At 72.2% G+C, this 20,483-nt stretch carries 17 protein-coding genes; 12 read left to right on the top strand and 5 right to left on the bottom strand.

The annotated features are described in order from the left end of the window. From AC1D1T_RS06885 to AC1D1T_RS06855, 7 genes are all read left to right on the top strand, one after another. Positions 1 to 711, top strand: a 711-nt coding sequence (locus tag AC1D1T_RS06885; RefSeq protein ID WP_477991674.1) for a DUF2138 family protein, incomplete at its 5' end; no start/stop codon positions are given. Positions 712 to 734: 23 nt separating this feature from the next. Further along, positions 735 to 1,361 carry a DUF1175 family protein gene (locus tag AC1D1T_RS06880; RefSeq protein WP_082004287.1) on the top strand — a complete coding sequence of 209 codons (627 nt, stop codon included), beginning with the start codon at positions 735 to 737 and terminating at the stop codon, positions 1,359 to 1,361. Next, on the top strand, positions 1,358 to 5,968 hold the full coding sequence (locus AC1D1T_RS06875; protein WP_477824552.1) for an MG2 domain-containing protein: 4,611 nt from the start codon (positions 1,358 to 1,360) through the stop codon (positions 5,966 to 5,968). Before AC1D1T_RS06880 ends, AC1D1T_RS06875 begins: the two co-directional genes overlap by 4 nt. Before the next feature lie 7 nt (positions 5,969 to 5,975). Continuing rightward, positions 5,976 to 7,634 (top strand): DUF2300 domain-containing protein, encoded by a 1,659-nt coding sequence (locus AC1D1T_RS06870; RefSeq protein ID WP_477991673.1) that lies wholly within the window; start codon positions 5,976 to 5,978, stop codon positions 7,632 to 7,634. After that, positions 7,631 to 8,401, top strand: coding sequence for a YfaP family protein (locus AC1D1T_RS06865; protein ID WP_477838885.1), 771 nt, complete (start codon positions 7,631 to 7,633; stop codon positions 8,399 to 8,401). Before AC1D1T_RS06870 ends, AC1D1T_RS06865 begins: the two co-directional genes overlap by 4 nt. Next, positions 8,398 to 9,204, top strand: coding sequence for a YfaP family protein (locus AC1D1T_RS06860; RefSeq protein WP_477824549.1), 807 nt, complete (start codon positions 8,398 to 8,400; stop codon positions 9,202 to 9,204). The genes AC1D1T_RS06865 and AC1D1T_RS06860 overlap by 4 nt, the downstream gene beginning before the upstream one ends. 31 nt (positions 9,205 to 9,235) lie before the next feature. Then, positions 9,236 to 10,117 carry a LysR family transcriptional regulator gene (locus tag AC1D1T_RS06855; RefSeq protein ID WP_477824548.1) on the top strand — a complete coding sequence of 294 codons (882 nt, stop codon included), beginning with the start codon at positions 9,236 to 9,238 and terminating at the stop codon, positions 10,115 to 10,117. On the opposite strand, the gene AC1D1T_RS06850 is transcribed toward AC1D1T_RS06855, so the two are convergent. The 4 genes from AC1D1T_RS06850 to AC1D1T_RS06835 all read right to left on the bottom strand — a co-directional run bounded on the left by AC1D1T_RS06850 (position 10,101) and on the right by AC1D1T_RS06835 (position 13,417). Beyond that, positions 10,101 to 11,375, bottom strand: coding sequence for a D-amino acid dehydrogenase (locus AC1D1T_RS06850; protein ID WP_477838887.1), 1,275 nt, complete (start codon positions 11,373 to 11,375; stop codon positions 10,101 to 10,103). The two genes, AC1D1T_RS06855 and AC1D1T_RS06850, sit on opposite strands and share 17 nt — an antisense overlap. Then, complete coding sequence (gene cuyB, locus AC1D1T_RS06845; RefSeq protein ID WP_477824546.1) at positions 11,372 to 12,124, bottom strand: cysteate racemase; 753 nt, start codon at positions 12,122 to 12,124, stop codon at positions 11,372 to 11,374. The genes AC1D1T_RS06850 and cuyB overlap by 4 nt, the downstream gene beginning before the upstream one ends. Positions 12,125 to 12,132: 8 nt before the next feature. Then, a complete protein-coding gene (locus tag AC1D1T_RS06840) occupies positions 12,133 to 13,032 on the bottom strand; it encodes a transporter substrate-binding domain-containing protein (RefSeq protein ID WP_465110038.1) in 900 nt (299 codons plus the stop codon). Positions 13,033 to 13,135: 103 nt separating this feature from the next. Beyond that, positions 13,136 to 13,417, bottom strand: coding sequence for a DUF427 domain-containing protein (locus AC1D1T_RS06835; RefSeq protein ID WP_047503591.1), 282 nt, complete (start codon positions 13,415 to 13,417; stop codon positions 13,136 to 13,138). Between the two features lie 176 nt (positions 13,418 to 13,593). Here AC1D1T_RS06835 and AC1D1T_RS06830 point away from each other — a divergent pair, with 176 nt between their 5' ends. After that, positions 13,594 to 15,435 (top strand): sensor domain-containing diguanylate cyclase, encoded by a 1,842-nt coding sequence (locus tag AC1D1T_RS06830; protein WP_477824555.1) that lies wholly within the window; start codon positions 13,594 to 13,596, stop codon positions 15,433 to 15,435. Here AC1D1T_RS06830 and AC1D1T_RS06825 read toward each other — a convergent pair. Beyond that, positions 15,417 to 16,415: a helix-turn-helix transcriptional regulator gene (locus AC1D1T_RS06825; RefSeq protein ID WP_047503588.1), complete on the bottom strand. Its 999-nt coding sequence runs from the start codon at positions 16,413 to 16,415 to the stop codon at positions 15,417 to 15,419. The two genes, AC1D1T_RS06830 and AC1D1T_RS06825, sit on opposite strands and share 19 nt — an antisense overlap. A 171-nt stretch (positions 16,416 to 16,586) precedes the next feature. Here AC1D1T_RS06825 and AC1D1T_RS06820 point away from each other — a divergent pair, with 171 nt between their 5' ends. The 4 genes from AC1D1T_RS06820 (at position 16,587) to AC1D1T_RS06805 (ending at position 20,473) form a co-directional block, all read left to right on the top strand. Beyond that, on the top strand, positions 16,587 to 17,768 hold the full coding sequence (locus AC1D1T_RS06820) for a hypothetical protein (RefSeq protein WP_477824544.1): 1,182 nt from the start codon (positions 16,587 to 16,589) through the stop codon (positions 17,766 to 17,768). Between the two features lie 129 nt (positions 17,769 to 17,897). Next, positions 17,898 to 18,290, top strand: coding sequence for a hypothetical protein (locus AC1D1T_RS06815; RefSeq protein ID WP_477824543.1), 393 nt, complete (start codon positions 17,898 to 17,900; stop codon positions 18,288 to 18,290). Positions 18,291 to 18,335: 45 nt separating this feature from the next. Next, positions 18,336 to 19,031 carry a CerR family C-terminal domain-containing protein gene (locus AC1D1T_RS06810; RefSeq protein ID WP_477824542.1) on the top strand — a complete coding sequence of 232 codons (696 nt, stop codon included), beginning with the start codon at positions 18,336 to 18,338 and terminating at the stop codon, positions 19,029 to 19,031. Beyond that, positions 19,028 to 20,473 (top strand): efflux transporter outer membrane subunit, encoded by a 1,446-nt coding sequence (locus tag AC1D1T_RS06805; protein ID WP_477824541.1) that lies wholly within the window; start codon positions 19,028 to 19,030, stop codon positions 20,471 to 20,473. Before AC1D1T_RS06810 ends, AC1D1T_RS06805 begins: the two co-directional genes overlap by 4 nt. Positions 20,474 to 20,483: the final 10 nt, after the last annotated feature.

The following is a 20,483-nucleotide window of genomic DNA, read 5'->3' as shown; positions in this document are numbered from 1 at the left end:
CTGTGGTCGGCCGTGCCGGCCAACCCGGCCGCCTGCACGCTGCTGCCGGCCGACTGGGCGCGTGCCAAGGCGGTGGCTGGTTCGCCCGGCTGGACGGCGCTGGCCGACCAACTGGAGGGGCCGGCCGCGATCTGCTGGTACCCGCGGTCGCAGTTCCAGACGCCGCTGGTCGTCGCGCAGATGAAGGAAGGCGCCGCCGATCCGTCGGCCTCGCTCGACGCGCTGACCGACTGGCTGCTGCCCGCGAAGTCCACCAAGCTGACACCGGCCGCACGGGCCGGCAGCAACCGCTGGCAGCGCGAGGTCAAGGCGCCCTGGGGCCCGCATGGCGATGACGCGGCCACCACCTACCGTCCGACGCTCGCGCGCCAGGGCCGCTGGATCACGTTCTCGCCCGACGATGCGCTGGTCGACCAGGCGCTCGATGCCCAGGCCCGGCGCTTCCCGAGCGTCGCCGACAGCCTGCCGGCCGCCCGTGCGACGCTGGCCGTGATCGCGCCGCGCCAGGTGGCCGAACTGGCCCGGCGCGAGGCCTTCGAGGTGCTGCCGCCCGAGCAGGAGCTGTTCCGCCAGGCGGCCGAGCGCCAGCTGGTGCCGCGGCTCGATGCGCTCGCGAAGCTGCCGCTGTCGCGGGCGGTGGCCGATGGCCCGCCCGATGCGAAYGGCTGGGTCGCGGTCGAGTGGCAGTCGCTGGCGTCGAAAGCCCGCTGATGGGCCACCCGATGGATCGCCCGATGCTGACCCGGCGCGCGCTGCTGCTCGCCGGCGCCCTGGCCGCGAGCGCCGGCCACGCCGCGCCGACGCGGCTCGACCGCGAGCAGTCGCAGCGTTTCCGCGACTGGATGACGCTGCTGATCCATGCGCAGATCGAACGCGGCCCGACGCCGCGCTGGACGCACCGCGACTGCGCCGGCCTGGTGCGCTTCGCGGTCGCCGAATCGCTGCGCGAGCACGACCTGGCGTGGAAGCGCGCCAACGGCCTGCTCGGCACGCGCCTGCCGCCCGACCTCGAGGCCGGCAGCAGCCAGGGCCTGCGCCATGCGTGGCGCCGCGCCGACGGCACGCGCGATGCCTTCGTCGGCGCGCTCGAGCTGGTGCAGGAGAACACCCGCCCGGTCGCGCGCCAGCTGACGCAGGCGGTGGCCGGCGACCTGCTGTTCTACGACTTCGGCGACGAGCAGCACCTGATGGTCTGGATGGGCCGCTACATCGCGTACCACACCGGCCGCATCGAAGCCAACGACAACGGCCTGCGCGCAGTGCGCGCGGACCAGCTCCTCGGATGGAAGGACACGCGCTGGCGGCCTTCCGACGACAACCCCAACTTCTCGGGCGTCCATCGACTGGCGTTCCTCGCATGAAGCACCTGCACAAGATCTCCTGGCCCGCACTCGCTCTGGTGGCGCTGCTCGCGCTGCCGCCCGTGGCGCCAGCGGCACCGTCGTCACCGATGCCGTTGCCGAATGCCTGGGCACCGTTCTCCGGCGAGCCCTTCTTCCTGCTGTCGGACGCGACCTTCGGCAGCACCGAGCTCGCGAAGGTGCGGCTCGAGGTGAACTCGCCGCAGATGCTGGAGCAGGCCGGCGGCGTCGACGTGCTGGTCTACCGCATCCCGCAGCCGCTCGACTTCCTGCAACGCCAGAAGCACCTGCACCGCGTGCAGGTCGATGCGCGGCCGGCCGAGCCGGGCCTGTCGAACACGCTGACGCACCTGTGGGACAACTGGTCCGTCAAGTCGCGCCTCGCGTGGCAGAAGCTGTTCTCCAGCGACGCGCGCCAGGCCGTCACCGCGCAGGCGCCGCAGCTGAAGACGCCGAAGGAACTGACGAAGCCGTCCACCTTCGAGGAGCCGCCGCAGTTCAAGCCGATCGCCGGCCTCACGGTGATCGAGCGCTTCCGCTACCCGGTGCAGGCCGCCAGGCCGATCGAGCCGCCGAAGGACCTGAAGCTGGCCGGCAGCAGCAGCGAGTTCATCAACCCGTCGCAGGGCAACGTCTGGGTGCCGATCGGCAAGCGCGCGCCCGGCCTGTACCTGGTCGAGGCGATCGCCGGCCGGCACCGCGCGACGACGCTGCTGTTCGTCAGCGACACCGTCGCGCTGACCAAGGTGTCGGGCGAGCAGATGCTGGTGTGGGCCGCACAGCGCGGCAACGGTGCCGCGGTGCCGAAGACGCGCGTGGTGTGGACCGACGGCATCGGCGTGCTGAAGAGCGGCGCGGCCGATGCGCAGGGCCTGGTGCGGCTGGACCGCAAGGCGCCCGAGCAGACCTACGTGTTCGGCGAAGACCCGGCTGGCGGCGTCTTCATCTCCGAAAACTTCTACTACGACAGCGAGATCTACGCGGCCAAGGTCTACGCCGTCACCGACCGCCCGCTGTACCGCCCCGGTGACTGGGTGCAGGTGAAGGTGAGCGGCCGCGAGTTCCGGAGTGCCCGCGAATCGGTGAGCCTGAAGGACGGGCCGCTCGCGCTGCAGGCGCTCGACCCGGCCGGCCAGATGATCGCGACGCAGTCGCTGCGCTTCAGCGGCACGCAGGGGGCCGACACCCGCTTCGCGCTGCCCGACAACGCGGCCGCCGGCGGCTACGAGCTGCGCCTCGCTATGGGCGAGGACGTCTACACCGCGGCCTTCCGCGTTGCCGACTACCAGAAGCCGCATTTCGAGATCACGCTGCTGGCCGACAAGCCCGACTTCGCGACCGGCGACCGCATCGGCGGCAAGCTGCAGCTGAACTACCCGGACGGCAAGCCGGTGGCCCATGCCCGCGTCAGCCTGACGGCGCGCGCGCAGAAGCTGACGATGGTCGAGGGCGAGCTGGACTACAGCGGCCAGTTCCCGCTCAAGCTGACGCAGGACGAGCTGCAGACCGACGGCAGCGGCGTCGCGAGCTTCTCGCTGCCGCCGGCCACCGAGCCGAGCCGCTACCTGCTGACGGCGCTCGCGACCGACGGCGCGGCCTGGCGCGTGCGCGCCTCGAAGGAGATCCTGATCGAGCGCGGCAGCGGCTCGTACAAGCTGACGCCGGAACGCCAGTTCTCGACGCCCGGCGAGGCGGTGGCCTTCAAGGTCAGCGCCGGCGCGCAGGCCGCGGCCGACGGTGCGCGCCCGGCGCGCTGGGAGTGGCTGCGGCTCGAGAACCGCGCGAAGGAATCGGGCGCGATGCCGGCCGCGGCCGGCGATGCGCTGAGCCTGCGCTTCCCGCAGCCCGGCGCCTACACCGTGACGCTGCGCGACGACAAGGGCCGCATCGTCGCGGCCACCTCCCACTGGGTCAGCGGCGACGGCCTGAAGGCACCGGCCGGCAGCGTCACGATGGTGTTCAACCGCGCCGCCTACCGCGCCGGCGACACCGCCGAGCTGCTGCTCGGCTTTCCGGAGCCGGTCGACAACGCGCTGCTGACGCTGGAGCGCGACCGCGTCGAGGCGACGGCCGTGCTCGGCCAGCCGGCCGACTGGGTCAGGAGCGAGCGGCTGGGGCCCACGCAATGGAAGCTGACGCTGCCGGTGCGCGAGGCCATGAGCCCCAACATGACCGTCTCGGTCGCCTACGTGAAGAACGGCGACTACGTGTTCCAGAACCAGGGGCTGATGGTCGAGCAGCCGCGCGTCGCGGTCGGCGTGCGCACCGACAAGCCGGTCTACGCGCCGGGCGACACCGTCACCGTCGACATCGACACGCGCCTGAACGGCCAGCCGGTGGCGGCCGAGGTGGCGGTGGGCGTGGTCGACGAGATGATCTACGTGCTGCAACCGGAGATCGCACCGGCCATCGAGGATTTCTTCTACCACCCGCGGCGCAACAACGTGCGCACCAGCGCCAGCCTGTCCTTCATCGGCTACGACCTCGCGACCAGCAAGCTCGGCGTGCTGCCGTCGTCACGCCAGGTGAACCAGCGCGCGGTCAAGGTGCTGGAGCGTCCGCGGCGCGACAACGTCGACACGGCGGCCTGGGAGCCGCGGCTCGCGACCGATGCGGACGGCCATGCACGGTTCACGTTCCGCATGCCCGATTCGCTGACGCGCTGGCGCATCACCGCGCGGGCGATGCAGGCCGGCGGCGCGGTCGGCCAGCAGGTCGGCTGGGTGCGCTCGGACAAGCCGTTCTACGCCAAGTGGACCAGCCCCGACTGGCAGCGCGAGGGCGACCGCGCGCAGGCCTCGATCGCGCTGTTCAACCAGACCGGCAAGCCGGCGCGCATCGAATGGGAGGCGCGCGGGCCGGGCGTCGAGCGCAAGGACACGCTGAGCGTGCAGCCGGGCATCAACTTCATCGCGCTGCCGATCGCGGCGGATCGCATCGGTGCGGCCGGCGTCAGCCTGCTGCTGCGCCAGGACGGCCGCGTCGTCGACCAGCTCGACACCACGCTGCAGCGGCTGCCGGTGGCCTGGCGCGCCGCGCGCGAGCAGGCGCTCGACATCAGCAGCGGCAGCGCCGCGCTGAAGCTGCCGCCGGACGCGACCCGCGTGCGGGTGGCCTTCGCGCAGGATGCGGCGGCCGGTGCCTTCAACCGCTGGATGGAGGACCTGATCGACTTCCCGTACGGCTGCGTCGAGCAGACGGCCAGCCGCATGCTGCCGCTGTCGATCGCGCTGCAGTCGCTGTCGCCAGCGCAGCAGCCGCTCGCGCCGCAGTTGACGCAGCGGCTGTCGACGGCGCGGCTGTCGCTCGCGCAGATGGCCGGCCCGCAGGCGCGCTTCGGCTGGTGGGGTCGCGGCATGAGCGACGACGCCTTCCTGACCGCGTATGCCTACTACGCCGACTGGCGTGCGACGCAGGCGCTGCGCACCAGCCTGCCCGACGAGCACTGGCAGCGGCTGCTGGACGTGTATGCGAAGGAGGGCAGCGCGCTGCCGCGGATCCAGCGGGCACTGGTGCTGTCGTGGATGCAGGAGATGGGGTTGTCGGTGGGCGCGATGAATGCGAGCCTGATCGAGGAACTGGGCGCTCAGGCGGCCGCGCCCGTGCCGGCCTCGATGCGGGATGGCAGCTGGGTGATGACGGAGGGGCCCGCCGCCGGTTCGCGCGACATCGCGCTGGTGCTGGCGCTCGACACCGCGCTGCGGGCGAAAGGCTCGGTCACGGTCGACGAGCGCGCGGCGGGCGATGCGGCCGCCGCGCGACTCGGCGACTCGCCGTCGCCGTTCGTGCAGTCGCTGCTGATGGCGACGCGCCGCAGCGGCACCGAGAAGGCCGGCGAGCTGCTGGGCCAGGTGGGCGCCGACATGCCGACCTTCGATCGCGCGCAGACCTTGCTGTGGCTGCAGCGCGCGCTCGGCCGCAAGCCGGAGGCAGCCGCCGATGGCGTGACACTGGCCGCACCGTGGCAGCGCAGCATCAGCAGCAGCGGCGACGTCACGTGGACGCTGCCGGCCGGGGCCGCCCTGCCGGCGACGCTCGCGCTGCCGGCCGGTGCCAAGGCGGCCTGGGCCTACGTCAGCTACGAGAGCCGCGAGGCGCAGGCCCCGGCGCTGCCGGTCAGCATCAAGCGCACGCTGTGGCGCGTGGTGACGGAAGCGAAGCCGGCGGCGGCGTCGCAGCCGGCCGGGCAGCAAGCCTCGCCCGACAACGCCCGCATGAACGTCACGCTGGAACGGGTCGAGCCCGGCACGCCGCTGGACACCAACGCGCTGTACCTGGACCAGGTCACGCTCGGTGCGCCGAAGGCGATGCGCTGGGCGCTGCTCGAGGTGGCGCTGCCGCCCGGCGCCGCGGTGGAGGCCAGCACCTGGGGCCTGGACCTGAGCGGCCAGCCGCTGGAACGTGCGCGGCACGAGCCAACGCCGCAGGGCTATGCCGTGCCGGTCGAGAAGCTCGAGGCCGGCGGCTCGGTGACGCTGCGCCACCTGGTGCGCTTCGCGCAGCGCGGCCAGTTCAAGCTGCCGCCGTCGCGTGTGCACCGCATGTACCAGCCGGAGGCCAAGGGCGTCGACGAGAGCGGCGCCTGGTCCACCGTCGAGGTGCGCTGAGGTCGGCATGTTCATCCGCTTCCCGATCGCCATTGCCCTGTTCRCTGCCTGCAGCGTGCAGGCGGCGCCTGCCACCCGGCTGGCGTGGCTGCAAGGCGACCAGACGAGTGCGTTGCAGCGCAGCGGGGAGGGTGCGCAGCCGCTCGCTTCGCTGCCGCGCATGCCGCTCGGCAGCACCTGGAAGCTGTTCGTGCACGGCTACCTGGTGGCGCGCGGCGAGCAGGAGCCGGCCTACCGCTGCACGGCGGCGCAGCGGCCGCCCGACGATGACTACTGCTGCGACCCTGGCGCCTCCGTCGGGCGCGACGAGGCGCTCGCGCGTTCCTGCGGTCCGTATTTCGAACCGAAGCGGCTGGCGCTGTCGCCCGACGACTGGGCGCGCTTCTGGCGCGAGCAGCAGGCGCCGGCCTGGCTGCAGCGGCTGGACGCGATGCAGCCCGGCACCGAGGTCGCGCTGCCCGAGCTGCTGCAGGCGCTGCGCCATGTGCCGGCGGCGTCGCGCCTGGCGGCGCGGCAGGCGCTGCTGCCGTCGGCCACGCGCGATACCGCGGTGCTGGCAGCGCTCGGCGGTGGCCCGCGCTACAAGACCTGGTCGTGGCGCATCGATGGCGAGCGTGCCGGTGGTGCCGTCGGCTGGCTGGCCGACGGCACGCCGTTCTGGTTCGGCGCCGCCGGCACCAGCCGCACCGCATTGCAGTCACAGGCGGCGTGGATCGCGCGGCAGTGGTCGGCCCACGGGCTCGCCGCGCCGCGCGCCGACGCCGCCGCGCTGGCGGCGCAACCGTGCATCGACGTGCGCTTCTTCCAGCGCTACCCGATCCGCGCGGTGCTGCGGGCCGATGGCAGCGAGGCACCCGCCGGCCCGCTGAATGGCCGCCACCGCATCGCATTCCGCAACGGCACGCAGCTGCCGGTCGATGCGGTGCCGGCGCTGCAACTTCGCCTGGAACGCGACGGCCCGGTGATCGATGCCCGGCTGCCGCTGGAGGACTACGTCGCCCGCGTCGTCGACCGGGAAGGCCGCGCGACCGAGCTCGAAGCCGCCCGGGCGCTGGCCATCGCCGCGCGCACCTACGTGCTGCAGAACGCGCCGCAGGCCGAGGCCTGCCGGCAGATCGCCGACGACAGCCGCACGCAGCGCGTCAGCCCGAACCCGCCGAGCGAGGCGGCGCGCGCGGCGGCGGCCTTCACCGACGGCCTGGTGGTGGCCGGTGCCGTGGTGCGCTACCACCGCGACCAGGCCTCGCCCGGCGTGCTGTCGTGGCAGGCCGCGGTGACGGCGAGCCGCCGCGGCGACGGCTTCGAAACCATCCTCCGCAAGGCCTGGCCCGGCATGACGCTGGCCGGCGCACAGGTCGCCGCCGATTGCGAGGCGGTGCCGCAGGCGCACGACTGGCTGCTGCAGCGCCAGCAGCGCTGGCGCGAGCTGCTGCGCCGCGAGGCCGGCTACCAGCCGCTCGGCCCCGAGCTGCGCGTGTGCCAGCTCGCGATGGGCACGCCGCACTCCGACCAGCGGCGGCTGGAGATCCGCGTGCGCGAGTGGCTGAGCCGCGAAGGGCGCGTGACGCTGATCCACGAATACCTGCACCTCGCCTTCCGCGACCATCCGCGCGGCCAGGACGAGGCCTACATCGAACAACTGGCTCAACGACTGGCCGATTCATGAAGATGCTCATTCCCCTCGTGCTGGCCGCTTCGGCCACCGGTGCCGCGGCACAGGCCGTGATCGACGCGCCGACCTCCGGCTGGCGCAGTGCGCCGCCGCGCCAGCGCGACTTCGTGCAGGAAGTCCACTACCCGGCGGCCAGCGTCAACGTCAACGGCCGCTCGGCCACCGCGCTGATCCGCGGGCACATCGGCGCGGCCGCGAAGGCCCGTGCCGACGGGGCGCGCCAGCCGGCGCGGCTGGTGGTCGACGGGGTCGCGATGCCGCTGTCGACGGATGAAGACGGCGGCTTCGCGCGGCCCTGGTCGTTCGGCAGCGGCAGCCACGGCGTCGAGGTGCGCGCACCCGGCGGCGGGCCGGTCAAGCGCACGCAGTTCTACGAGGCGCAGGCCGGCCGCGTGCCGACGCGCCTGCGCGTCGTGCTGAGCTGGGACAGCGACAACACCGATCTCGACCTGCACGTCGTCTCGCCCGACGGCGAGCATGTGTTCTACGGCGCGCGCGTGGCCGGCAACGGCGGCGCGCTCGATGTCGACGTGACGACCGGCTTCGGCCCCGAGATCTTCGCGACGCCCAGCCCGGTGCGCGGCGCGTACCACGTGTTCGTCAACTACTACGGCGCCGGCGAGCGGCGCGACGTGATCACCACCGCGCAGGTTGCGATCGTCGAGGACGAAGGCACGCCGCGCGAGAAGCAGCAGGTGTTTCGCGTGCCGATGCGCAAGCCGGGCGAGCTGACGCTGGTGCATTCGTTCCTGGTGCCATGAAACGCAGGCTGCTTGCGGGGCTGGCCGCCGCGGCACTCGGCACCGCGATGGGCCCGGCCCATGCCGACCCGGAGGTGACGATGACGCACCCGCCCGGCGGCTGGACCTACAGCGGCATCTCCGACGACCCCGGCCGCGTCAGCTACGCCTACCCGAACAACCTGATCGAGCGCGGCGGCCAGCGCGGGCGCACGCTGATCGAGGGCCGGCTGAAGCAGGTCGGTAACGCGCGCGGCACGCCGACGATGGTGGTCAACGGCAATGCGATGCCGCTGTACACCGGCGATGACGGCCGCTTCGCGCGGCCGTATGCCTTCGGCCCCGGCTCGAACGGCATCGAGATCCGCGACGCCGAGGGCCACAGTCGCAAGCGCGTGCAGTTCTACGAGGCGAACCGGCTGAAGAGCCTCGCGAAGATCCGCATCATCCTGGCCTGGGACGACCCGCAGGCCGAGCTCGACCTGCACGTGATCACGCCGGACGGCCAGCACGCGTTCTTCGCGGCGCCGGTGCTCACCAACGGCGGCGGGCTCGATGTCGACAGCGTCGACGGTGCCGGGCCGGAGATGTTCTCGATGACCGCGCCGATGCCGGGCGTGTACCACGTGTACGTCAACTACTGGGGCAACTTCGGGCCGGGCGGCTACCACTTCGACGAGTCGACGCGCCAGCAGCCGGTGATCACCGCCCGCGTGACGCTGGTGTTCGACGAGAACACCGGCGCCGAGCGGCGCGAGACCTTCACGGTGCCGATGCGCAAGATCGGCGACCTGATGCTGGTGCGTTCGGTGCGGCGCGGCTGAGAGGCATCGAGAAGGCGATACTCCCCGCGCCATGCGCATCAAGCACGTCGAAGTCTTCAACGCCATCATGCTGACCGGCACCGTGAGCGGGGCCGCGCGCCTGCTGCACGTCACGCAGCCGGCCGTCACGCAGACGCTGCAGCATGCCGAGTTGCAACTCGGCTACGCGCTCTTCACGCGCCAGCGCAACCGGCTGGTGCCGACGCGCGAGGCGCAGGCGCTGTACCCCGAGGTGCAGCGGCTGGTCTCGCAGCTCGAATCGGTGCGGCGCCTGGCCGGCGCGCTGCGCGGCGGCCAGCAGGCGGCGCTGCGCATCCTGGTGGTGCCGTCGCTCGCGGTGCATGCGCTGCCGCAGGCGCTGGCGCTGTTCCGCCAACGCCATCCGTCGCTGCCGGTGGCGATCCGCACGCTGCACTCGCCGGAGATCGCACAGGCCATCGCGCTGCAGGAGGGCGATGTCGGCATCGTGTTCGGCCCCGGCCAGCATCCCGCGGTACAGCAGGTGCCGGTCGCGCAGGGGCGCATGGTGTGCGTGTCTGCGGCGCGCAGCGGCGACCGGCGCAGCACCGTCGAGCTGGCCGAGGTGCTGCGCAGCAGCTTCATCCGCATCGACGAGCGCGACCCGATCGGCGCGATGCTCGCCGAGCAATGCGCCCGCGAAGGCCTCGCCCCCGAAGGGGGCATCACCGTGCAGACGCACCACATCGCGATGACGCTCGCGGCGCAGGGCTTCGGGCCGGCGCTGATCGATTCGTTCACCGCCGCGGCGGCCGACGACACGCTGCAGGTGCGCACGCTGGTGCCCGAGGTGCCGGTCGTCATCAGCGCGCTGCTGCCGCAGGGCGAGCGTTCGCCGCAGCCGGTCGACGACCTGATCGACGCGTTCCGCCGCGTCGTCAGCCCGGCAGCCTGAACGGCGTCGCGTCGATCGACGGTGTGCGGTCCTGCATCAGCTGCGACAGCAGCCAAGCGCTGCCGCACGCGAGCGTCAGGCCGAGCGCGCCATGGCCGGTGTTCAGCCACAGCCCGCCGATGCGCGTCGGGCCGATCAGCGGGCGCGAACTCGGCGTCGACGGGCGCAGGCCGGCCCAGGGCTCGGGGTCGCCGGTCTGGAAGGCGCCGGGGAAGGTGTCGGTGGCAGCCTGCAGCATCGCCTGGATGCGGCGCGGATCGATGCGCAGATCGGCACCGCGCAGCTCGGCGAAGCCCGCGATGCGCACCCGCTCGCCCAGCCGCGCGTAGACCAGCTTGCGCGCCGCATCGGTCACGCTGACCTGCGGTGCCCGCGCGGCGTTCGCGACCTGCAGGCTGACGCTGTAGCCCTTGATCGGCTCGATCGGCAGCTGCACGCCGAGCGGCCGCAGCAGCGCGGCGGCGCCGGGGCCGGCCGAGACGACGAAGGCATCGGCCTCGATCTCGCGCTCGCGATCGGGTCGGCCGGCATCGACGCAGCGCAGCGCGTGCACGCGGCCATCGCGCTGCACGAAGCCCGCGACGCGCGTGTCCATGCGCCAGCGCGCACCGCTGGCCGTGGCCAGCGCCTGGCTCAGCTGCTGCGCATCGGTGACGGCCTCGTCGGGCGTCCAGATGCCGAAGGCGATCGGCGCGCGGTCGTGCGCGAGCGCGGGCTCCTGCCGCCGGCACGCCTCGGCGTCCAGCACGCGCTGCCGGCAGCCGAACCGGGCCTGCCAGGCGACCTGTCGCTGCGCCGCGTCGCGCTTGCCGGCATCGCGGTGGATCACCAGCTTGCCGGCGTGGCGCACCTGCACGCCGAGCGGCTGCTCAGCCGGCGCTTCGCGTTGCCAGCGCGCCAGCACGTCGCGGCTCAGGAACGACAGCCGCAGCAGCGCCTCGGTGGTCTGCTGCACGCGCGCCTGCGTGCAGGCGCGGATGAAGGCGGCCAGCCAGCACCAGTGCGACAGCTGCCAGCGCGGCTGCCACGACAGCGGGCTGTCGCGCGACAGCAGCCAGCCGGGCAACTGCCGCAGCGCGGCGGGTGTGGCGAGCGGCTCCACATAGCTGTAGCTGAGCTGCGCGCCGTTGGCGCGGCTGGCGCCCTGGCCGGGGCGGTCGGCGGCGTCGACCAAGGTCACCTGGAAGCCCTCGCGCGCGAGCGCCATCGCGGTCGCACTGCCGACCACGCCGGCGCCGATCACGCAGACGTGCTTCATGCCGCCAGCGCGCCGGTGGCTTCAGCTTCTCGCTGCGTGAGCGACCACGCGACGACGGCGCGCGCCAGCGCATCGGTCGCATCGATCACCGGCAGGCCGAGGCCCGCTTCGTCGAGCACCAGCGGCAGCTCGGTGCAGCCGAGCACCAGCGCGTCGGCGCCGCGCCGCCGCAGCGCCTGCGCGGCCTGCATCAATGCGTCGCGGCCGCGCGCCAGCTCGCCGGCCTTCACCGCGGCGATGCCCGGCATCACCAGCTCGACCATCTCGACCGCGGTCGGCAGCACCCACTGCACCGCACGCGGCTGGGGCCGGTTCAGGTACAGGCCCGAGGCGAGCGTCGCGTCGGTGGCGAGCAGCCCGAGGCGGGCGCCGGGCGCGCGGCGGGCGGCCTCGGCCAGCGCCGCATCGGCGAGGTGCAGCATCGGCAGGCCGAGCGCCGCCTGCAAGTCGTCGAACCACAGGTGCGCGGTGTTGCAGGGCAGCACCAGCAGCCCGACGCCGGCCGCCGCCAGCCGCTCGCCGCAGGCCAGCAGCGCAGGCAGCGGCGATTCGCCGTCGCCGCGAAAGGCTGCTGTGCGGTCGGGCACCTGCGGAATGCTGCTGACCATCATCGGCACATGGTCCTGGTCGCGGCGGGCCGGCGTCGCGGCCAGCACCTTGTGCAGGAAGTCGAGCGTCGCGAGCGGCCCCATGCCGCCCAGCACGCCGACCAGCCCCGCGCTGCGCGGCGTGCGCGCTGCGTCGTTCATGGCCGTGTTCAGGTGGCCGGCTTGTCGCTCAGCGCCTTCAGGTTGTCGCGCAGCTCCTGGCTCATCGGCGCCTGCAGGTTGATGCCCTTCGGCGGAATCGGCGACTGGAACCACTTCTTGTAGAGCGCCTCGAACTCGCCGCTCTGGATCAGCGCGGCGATCGTGTCGTCGACCAGCTTCTTGAAGGCCGGATCCTCGCGCCGCACCATGATGGCGTACGGCTCGACCTGGATCGCCTCGCCCACCACCGCCAGCTCGGCCGGGTTGGCGGCGCTCGCCTTCAGGCCGTACAGCAGGATGTCGTCCATGCCGAACGCGACCGCGCGGCCGGTCTGCACCATCAGCGCCGACTCGGCATGGTCCTTCGCGCCGAGCAGCTCGATGCCGAGCTTCTTCTCCTCGTTGAGATTGCGCAGGATCTTGTAGTTGGTGGTGCCGGTGGTCGACACGACGGGCTTGCCGGCCAGGTCGGCGAGCGACTTCACCGGCGTGCCGGCCTTCACGAGGAAGCGGGTGCCGGTGTAGAAGTAGTTGGTCGCGAAGGCGACCTGCTTGCCGCGCTCGCTGTTGTTGGTGGTGGAACCGCACTCGATGTCGATCGTGCCGTTCTGCAGCAGCGGGATGCGGTTGGCCGAGGTGACGGCCTGCAGCTGCACCTTCAGGTCGGCGCGGCCGGTGGATTTCTTCACCGCCTCGACCACCTTGTTGCAGATGTCGGCGCCGAAGCCGACCGGCTGCGCCTTGTCGTCGAGGTACGAGAACGGGATCGACGATTCGCGGTACGCGACGCCGATCACGCCGCTCTGCTTGACCTTCTCGAGCGTGGTCTCGGCCTGTGCGAGCAGCGGCAGGCCACATGACATCGACAGGGCCAGCAGCGAAAGTGCACGAACGGATTTCAGCGACATGGGGTCATCCTCGGACTGCGGTTGCGGTGCCGGGATGCTAGCCAGCTTCGTGCCCGGCCGGGCATCGGTTCTTGCCCTCAGCCCATCAGCCTGGCTTATGGATTCAACGCTCGACCTGCACGCCTTTCCAGAACGCGACCCGGCCCTTGATCTGCGCGGCGGCCTCGCTCGGTTGCGGGTAATACCAGACCGCATCCGGGTTCGCCTCGCCGTTCACCAGCAGGCTGTAGTAGTGCGCCTGCCCCTTCCACGGGCAGCTGGTGCGGTGGTTGCTGAAGCTGACGTATTCGCGCTTCAGGCTGCTCTCGGGGAAGTAGTGGTTACCCTCGACGACCACCGTGTCGTCGCTCTCGGCGATGGTCACGCCCTTCCAGACTGCCTTCATTGCGTTCCTTTCATGTCGCTGGTGTCGATCGATGGTAGCGGGGCCCGCCCGCACCCCCGTGATTGAAGGAAAAGCCCGCTGTTGCGCCAAGGCCGTTTGGGCTTATCGTGGGCACGGCCGCTCGATCGGCTCGCCCGGGGAGAACGAGACAGCCCCACACGAGGTCGTTGAACAACATGCTCACGGCGCAGGCCCGTTTTCGACGCCGCAGCCTGGCCTGGATCGGCTGGGTCCTGCCGGCGTTGGGATTGCTGGTGATCGTTTTCATGTGGGCCTACGTGCTGCACAGCCTGGAGGCCGAGCGCGACCGGGTGGTTGCCGATTCGTATGCCAGGGCGCGCAGCCTGAACCGGGCCTTCGAGGCCTACACCGAGCGTGCGCTGACCCATGTCGATCAGGTCAGCGCCTTCGTGGCCTACAACGTCGAGCAGCGCGGGCGCGATGTCGACCTGCCCGGCCTGCTGAGCCAGGGGCTGGCCCGCCAGCCCGGCCTGCTCGCGCTGTACCTGACGGACGCGCGCGGCGAGGTGATCGCGTCGACCGGCGACGGCGTCGGGGCGAGCCTGGCCGGGCGCGAGGATTTCCAGGTGCATGCCGAGGGCCGCGAACCCGGGCTGCACATCGGCAAGCCGCAGGGCGGCGGGACCGGCTCGCCCTGGACGATCCAGCTGAGCCGGCGCCTGCAGACCCGGCAGGGCGACTTTGCCGGCGTCGTCGTGGTGTCGGCCGATCCGTCGTACTTCACGCGCTTCTACGACGAGCAGCAGCACGGCCGGCTCGGCCTCATCACCTTTCTCGGGCTCGACCGGACGGTGCGTGCGCGTCGCTCCGGCGACCGGCTGTGGTACGGCGACGCGGCCGGCAGCAGCACGCTGCTGGCCGCGCTGCAACAGTCCCCCGAGGGAACGTACAGCGGAGCGAGCCGGCTCGACGGCGTGCCTCGCCTGCTGGCGTACAAGCGGCTGGCCGACCGGCCGTTCGTCGTGGTCACCGGGCTGGCGGTGTCCGAGGTGATGGCCGGGCATGAAGCGCGCCGCCGCGCGGAACTCGGCACCCTGGCGGCGGTGACGCTCGTGCTGCTGCTCGCGTTCGGCGGGCTGAGCGTGCTGGTGCAGCGGCTGCGGCGCAGCGAGGTGCAGCGCCACATCGCCGACCGGCGGCTGCGCGAGGTGACCGACAACCTGCCGGCGCTGGTCGCCTACATCGACACCGCGCAACGCTTTCAGTTCTGCAACGCGACCTTCCAGGCCTGGCTGCACCTCGACCCGGCGGCCCAGGTCGGCCGGCCGATGGCCGAGGTGCTCGGCCCGGCGCTGTACGAGGCGCGGCGCGCGGCGGTGGAGCAGGCACTGGCCGGCGAGCGCGTCGAGTTCGACGTCGAGACGCCGGTGAACGGCGAGATGCGCTGCCTGCACAACGTCTACATCCCCGACCGGGCCCGCGACGGGCGCGTGCGCGGGCTGTATGCGCTCAGCAGCGACGTGTCGGCGCAGAAGGCGGTGGAGCGGCAGCTGGCGGCGCTGGCCCGCGTCGACGCGCTGACCGGCCTGCCGAACCGCCACGCGCTGAACGAGCGGCTGCACGAGGCGCTGGCGCGTGCCGAGCGCAGCGGCGACCTGCTGGCGCTGATGTTCCTCGACGTGGACCGCTTCAAGGACATCAACGACCGGTTCGGCCACGGCACCGGCGACCGCGTGCTGAAGGAGTTCGCCGAGCGGCTGCGCGGCAGCGTGCGGGCGACCGACACCGTCGCGCGGCTGGCCGGCGACGAGTTCGTCATCGTGCTCGAAGGCCTGGGCACCGATGTGGAGCCGACCGCGGTGGCGCAGAAGATCGTCGCGCAGATGAACCGGCCGTTCGAGGTCGACGGCCACACGCTGCTGGTGACGACGAGCATCGGCGTCGCGTTCCACCGGCACGGCAACCTCGATCCGGCCGCGCTGCTGGCGCGCGCGGACGGGGCGCTCTATGCGGCGAAGACCGCCGGGCGGAACACGTTTCAGCTTTCCCTGCTGTAGCGGGCCGCCGCCTTCGCCAGCCGCGACGCGATCACCGCCGCGAGCGCCTTGTCGCCGGTCACGACGACGCTGTCGCCGTGGCGCAGGATGTCCATCGTCAGCTCGGTCGGGTCGCTGTACGGCACCTGCAGCTCGTAGCGGCCGTCGTCCAGCCAGCGCGCCTTCTGCTGCGGATGCCATTCCTCGTTGGCCACCCATTGCGCCGCATCGGCCTGGAACACCAGCGTCGCCCACTTCAGCGCGCTGCCGGCGCCGCTGTAGATGCCGTAGCCGGCGTCGAGCGCGGCCTCGAGGTCCTTCACCGCGACGTGGCGGGCGCGGCTGTCGAGCGGCCGCGCCTCCTGCACCGCGTCGAGCGCGAAGCGGCGCAGGCCGTCGCTCGCATGGCACCACGCGTCGAGGTACCAGGTGTTGCGGTAGTTCACCAGCCGCTGCGGCGAGACCTCGCGCTCGCTGGTGCTGCGGTCGGTGCGCTTGAAGTAGCGCAGCCAGATGCGCTTGCGCTGCACCAGCGCGCTGCCCAGCAGCTCGAAATGGCGGCTCGGCGTGCGGCGGCGCGCGGTGGCGATCATCTTCACGCGCCGCATCAGCTCGCGCGCCTCGCTCTCGTCGGCGCCGAGCATGCCCTGCAGCTTGTCGACCATCGGCTGCAGGTGGCGCGACAGCACGCCGTCGTCGTCCAGCCCGGCCATCAGCTGGTGCATCGTCAGCAGCGCGTGGATCTCCTTCTCGCTGAACCAGACGCCCGGCAGCTCGTGGCGGGCGCCGGGCAGCGCATGGTCGTCGCCGTGCTCGAAGCGATAGCCGTTCTCGAAACGGTCGTAGACGATGGGCGCGCTGAGGCGGTCGCGCAGGTACTGCAGGTCGCGCTTCAGCGTGGCCGGGGAGATGTCCAGCTCGTCGCGCAGCGCGTCGAAGCTGACGCAGCCGCGGCTGCGCAGCAGCAGTTCGATCTTGTAGAAGCGTTCGGTCCGGTCCATGTCGGTCCAGGTTGCTATCAGGCGGGTAGCTCACCAGATGAGCCAGCCGCGCAAGCATACCTGGATGTCTTTTCGGTGCCACGTGCACCAGTGGCTCATCTGGTGAGCTACCCGGCCGAAATACTTCGCTCCATCGCTGCTTCATGCGGCGGACCACCACGGAGCCGAACGATGACCCCCACCTTGCCGATTCCTATGCCGACCCCCGATCAGCCGACCCCCGCGCAGCCGACCCAGGTCCTGCCGAACAGCCTGACCGCGCACGAACACATCGGCTTCGAGCTGGGCTGGGACTATGCCCACTACGCCGTCACGCCGCCGGCACCGTATGCCAACGAGCCGTCACCGCTGCGCCATGGCTGGCTGTCCGGCCAGGCCGCCTTCGGCCCGCGCACGCTGCCGGCGACGCCGCATGTGCGCAAGTGGCTGCAGCTGCGCCTGCATGCCTGGCTGCGCGGCCGCAGCGTCGAGCTGGTGCAGGTGACGCCGCACTACCTGCAGCAGATCGACGTGAGCCACTGCCCGGTCACGCGGCTGGCGCTGTCGTCCGACACCGCCGAGGGCACCGATTCGACGCTCGCGTCGATCGACCGCGTGCGCAGCGACGCCGGCTATGCCGCCGGCAACCTGGCGGTGATGAGCACCAAGGCCAACCACGCGAAGGCGGCGCACGGCTATCGCGATGCGCTGCAGTTCGTCAAGCTGATCGAAGGCGGCCCGCTCGGCGGGCTGAACGGGTTGACGGCCGAGCAGTGGTCGCGGGTCGCGGTGCTGTGCAGCTTCGTCGAGCCGCTGACGCATGAAGAGGCGAGCGCGTTGCCGCTGCTGGTGCTGCCGCCGAACCGGCTGCGCCTGTTCAACCCGGTGCAGGCGCTGCAGGCCTTCATCAGCCAGCAGCTCACCGTGCCGGGCTGGAGCCACCGCATGACGCGCCTCGAAGACATGCTGCCGGGCAAGCTGCTGCGGCGCGCGTTCCAGACCTTCTTCCATGCGCTGCTGCCGCGCGTGCTCGAAGCCGGCCGCAACAGCACGCCGCAGGCGCTGCGCTGGGCCATCGAAGACGCCTGGCGCCAGCCGCTGGTGCAGCAACGCTGGACGATCTTCGCGCGCCAGCTCACCGCCGCGCAGTGCGAGGCGCTGGTGCAGCGCGCCAGCGCCCGCCAGCTCGGCACGGTGCGCATCGAATGCGTCAGCGACGAGCAGGCCACCGACGGCTGGGACATCGATTCGCGCGGCTACGTGCCGCATGCGGTGCTGATGCGCCGCAGCGCCGGCGTGCCGCGCCGCCTGCGGCCCGATGCCTTCCCGCCGGCCGCCGCCGAACCGCGCCAAGCGAGCCTGCCGCTGCAATGAACCAGGCTGGGCCGCGCCACGATCACCGGGGAGGAAGAGGAGAGCCGCAGGGAGGGGCGGGAAGGGAGTGGCCGTGCCGTGGGCATGGCCTTACAGTGCCGGGCACGGCAATCCTGTGGCCATGCGCTGATGAAATCCCTTCCGCTCCTCCCACGCCGCCACCTGGTCGAGCTCGCTGCCGCGATGCTGGTCTACGCGCTGGTGCTGTGCGCCTCGATCTTCCTGCTGAAGACCGGTTACTTCGACGGCACGGCCGCCGTGCTGGTCGCGTTGCTGCCGGCGCTGCCGTGCCTGGCCGCCGGCTGGGCCGTGCTGCGGCAGTTGCGCCGGCTCGACGAGCCCGCGCTGCGCGTGCAGCTCGAGGCGCTCGGCTTCGCGTTCTTCGGCACCGCGTTGCTGAGCTTCGGCTACGGCTTCCTCGAAGGGCTGGGCTGGCCGCGGCTGTCGATGTTCGCGGTGTGGCCGGTGATGGCCGTGCTGTGGGGCGTCGGCGGGTGGCTGGCCAGGCGACGGTCTCCCTAGAAATTAAATCAATCGTTTGATTTATTTAGGATAGAGTGCCGGGCCATGTCGGCCCACCCCCGCGAAACCACCCGGGACACCGCGCGCGCGCCGCGCAGCGACGGCGAGCAGTCGCGCATGCGCCTGCTGCTGGCGGGGTTGCGGCTGTTCGCGGAGCACGGCTACAACAAGACCTCCACGCGCGAGATCGCCGAGGCGGCGCAGGTCAACATCGCCGCCATCAGCTACTACTTCGGCGACAAGGCCGGGCTGTACCGTGCGGTGTTCGCCGGCCCGCTGAGCACGCCGGCCGACGACATCGCCCGCTACGCCGACCCGGCGATGACGCTGCCCGAGGCGCTGCACGGCCTGTACGCCGGCTTCATCGAGCCGCTGAAGCACGGCGACATGACGCAGCAGTGCATGCGCCTGCACGTGCGCGAGATGCTGGAGCCCACCGGCGTGTGGCAGGACGAGATCGTCAACGGCATCAAGCCGCGCCACGAGGCGCTGGTCGCGCTGCTGGCGCGCCACCTCGGGCTGCGGCGTGTCGACGACGAGCTGCACCGGCTGGCGATGTGCATCGCGGCGCTGGGCGTGCACCTGCAGATCGCGCAGGACGTCACCGACGCGCTGGCGCCGCGCCTGAACAGCCAGCCCCGCGCGCTCGACCTGTGGTCCGAGCGCCTGGTCATGTATGCGCTGGCGATGGTCGATGCCGAAGCCCGTCGCCGCGCCCTGAAGAAAGAGGACAGGAAATGACGACACCGATCCGCACCGTGCTCGCCGCCGTGGCCGCCCTCGCGGGCCTGACCGCCTGCGCCAGCGCGTCGCCACCGCCTGCCGTCGAGCCGGCCCAGGTGCCGGCGCAGTGGCATGCACCGTTGCCGCACAACGGCAGCGTCGCCGACCTGGCGCGCTGGTGGCAGCAGTTCGACGACCCGGTGCTGGCGCAGCTGGTCGATGCCGCGCAGGCCGTCAGCCCGACGCTCGCATCGGCGCGCTCGCGCCTGCTGCAGTCGCAGGCCACGCGCACCGGCGCTGGCGCGGCCCTGCTGCCGACGCTCGACGCCACCGCCAGCGCGACGCGCGGCCGCACCGATTTCGTCACGCCGCTCGCCACCACCAGTTCGGCCGGTCTGCAGACCGCCTGGGAGATCGACGTGTTCGGCGCCGGCCGGGCGGGCCGCGATGCGGCGCAGTACCGCCTCGAAGGGGCCGAGGCCTCGTGGCACGACGCCCGCGTGTCGGTGGCCGCCGAGACGGCGAGCGCGTACCTGGCCCTGCGCGCCTGCGAGGCGCAGCTGGTGCAGACCGAGACCGATGCCACCTCGCGCGCCGAGACGGCCCGCCTCACCGGCCTCAGCGCGAAGGCCGGTTTCGAGCCGCCGGCCACCGCCGCGCTGTCGCGCGCCAGCGCCGCGCAAGGTGCCAGCCTGCTGACCGCGCAGCGCGCGCAGTGCGACATCGCCGTCAAGAGCCTGGTCGCGCTGACCGCGATCGACGAAACCGCGTTGCGTGCGCAGCTCGCCGCCGGCAGCGCCCGCATCCCGCAGCCGGCCGAACTGGCCATCGCCAGCGTGCCGGCCGAGGTGCTGAACCAGCGGCCCGACGTGTTCAACGCGGCCCGCGAGCTGAGCGCGGCCAGTGCCGACGTGTCGCAGGCGCGGGCCAAGCGGCTGCCGCGCATCACGCTGGCCGGTTCGATCTCGCGCGCCCGCGTCGACATGGGCGACACCACGCAGAGCGGCACGGTCTGGTCGGTCGGGCCGATCGCGGTGACGCTGCCGATCTTCGATGCCGGCCTGCGCCGCGCCAACGTCGATGCGGCGCGCGCCCGCTACGACGAGGCGGCGTCGCTGTACCGCGCGAAGCTGCGCACGGCGGTGCAGGAAGTCGAGCAGGCGCTGGTGCAGCTTGACAGCACCGCGGCGCGCAACGAGAACGCCCGCATCGCCGACGAAGGCTTCGAGCAGTCCTTCCGCGCCACCGAGGCGCGCTTCAAGGGCGGCCTCGCCAGCCTGTTCGAGCTGGAAGACGCGCGCCGCAGCGCGGTGCAGGCGCACGGCACGCTGATCGACCTGCAGCGCGAGCGCGTCGCCGCGTGGATCACGCTGTACCGCGCGCTCGGCGGCGGCTGGCGCACCGGCACGCCGGTGGCCGATGCTTCGCAAGACGCCGGCCCCACGAAGGCCACCCCCTGAACATCCCGAC

The sequence above is a fragment of the Rhizobacter sp. P2_H3 genome (assembly GCF_056403355.1).
The sequence above is the reverse complement of the archived record's forward strand: the minus strand, read 5'-3'. Positions and strand labels throughout refer to the sequence as shown.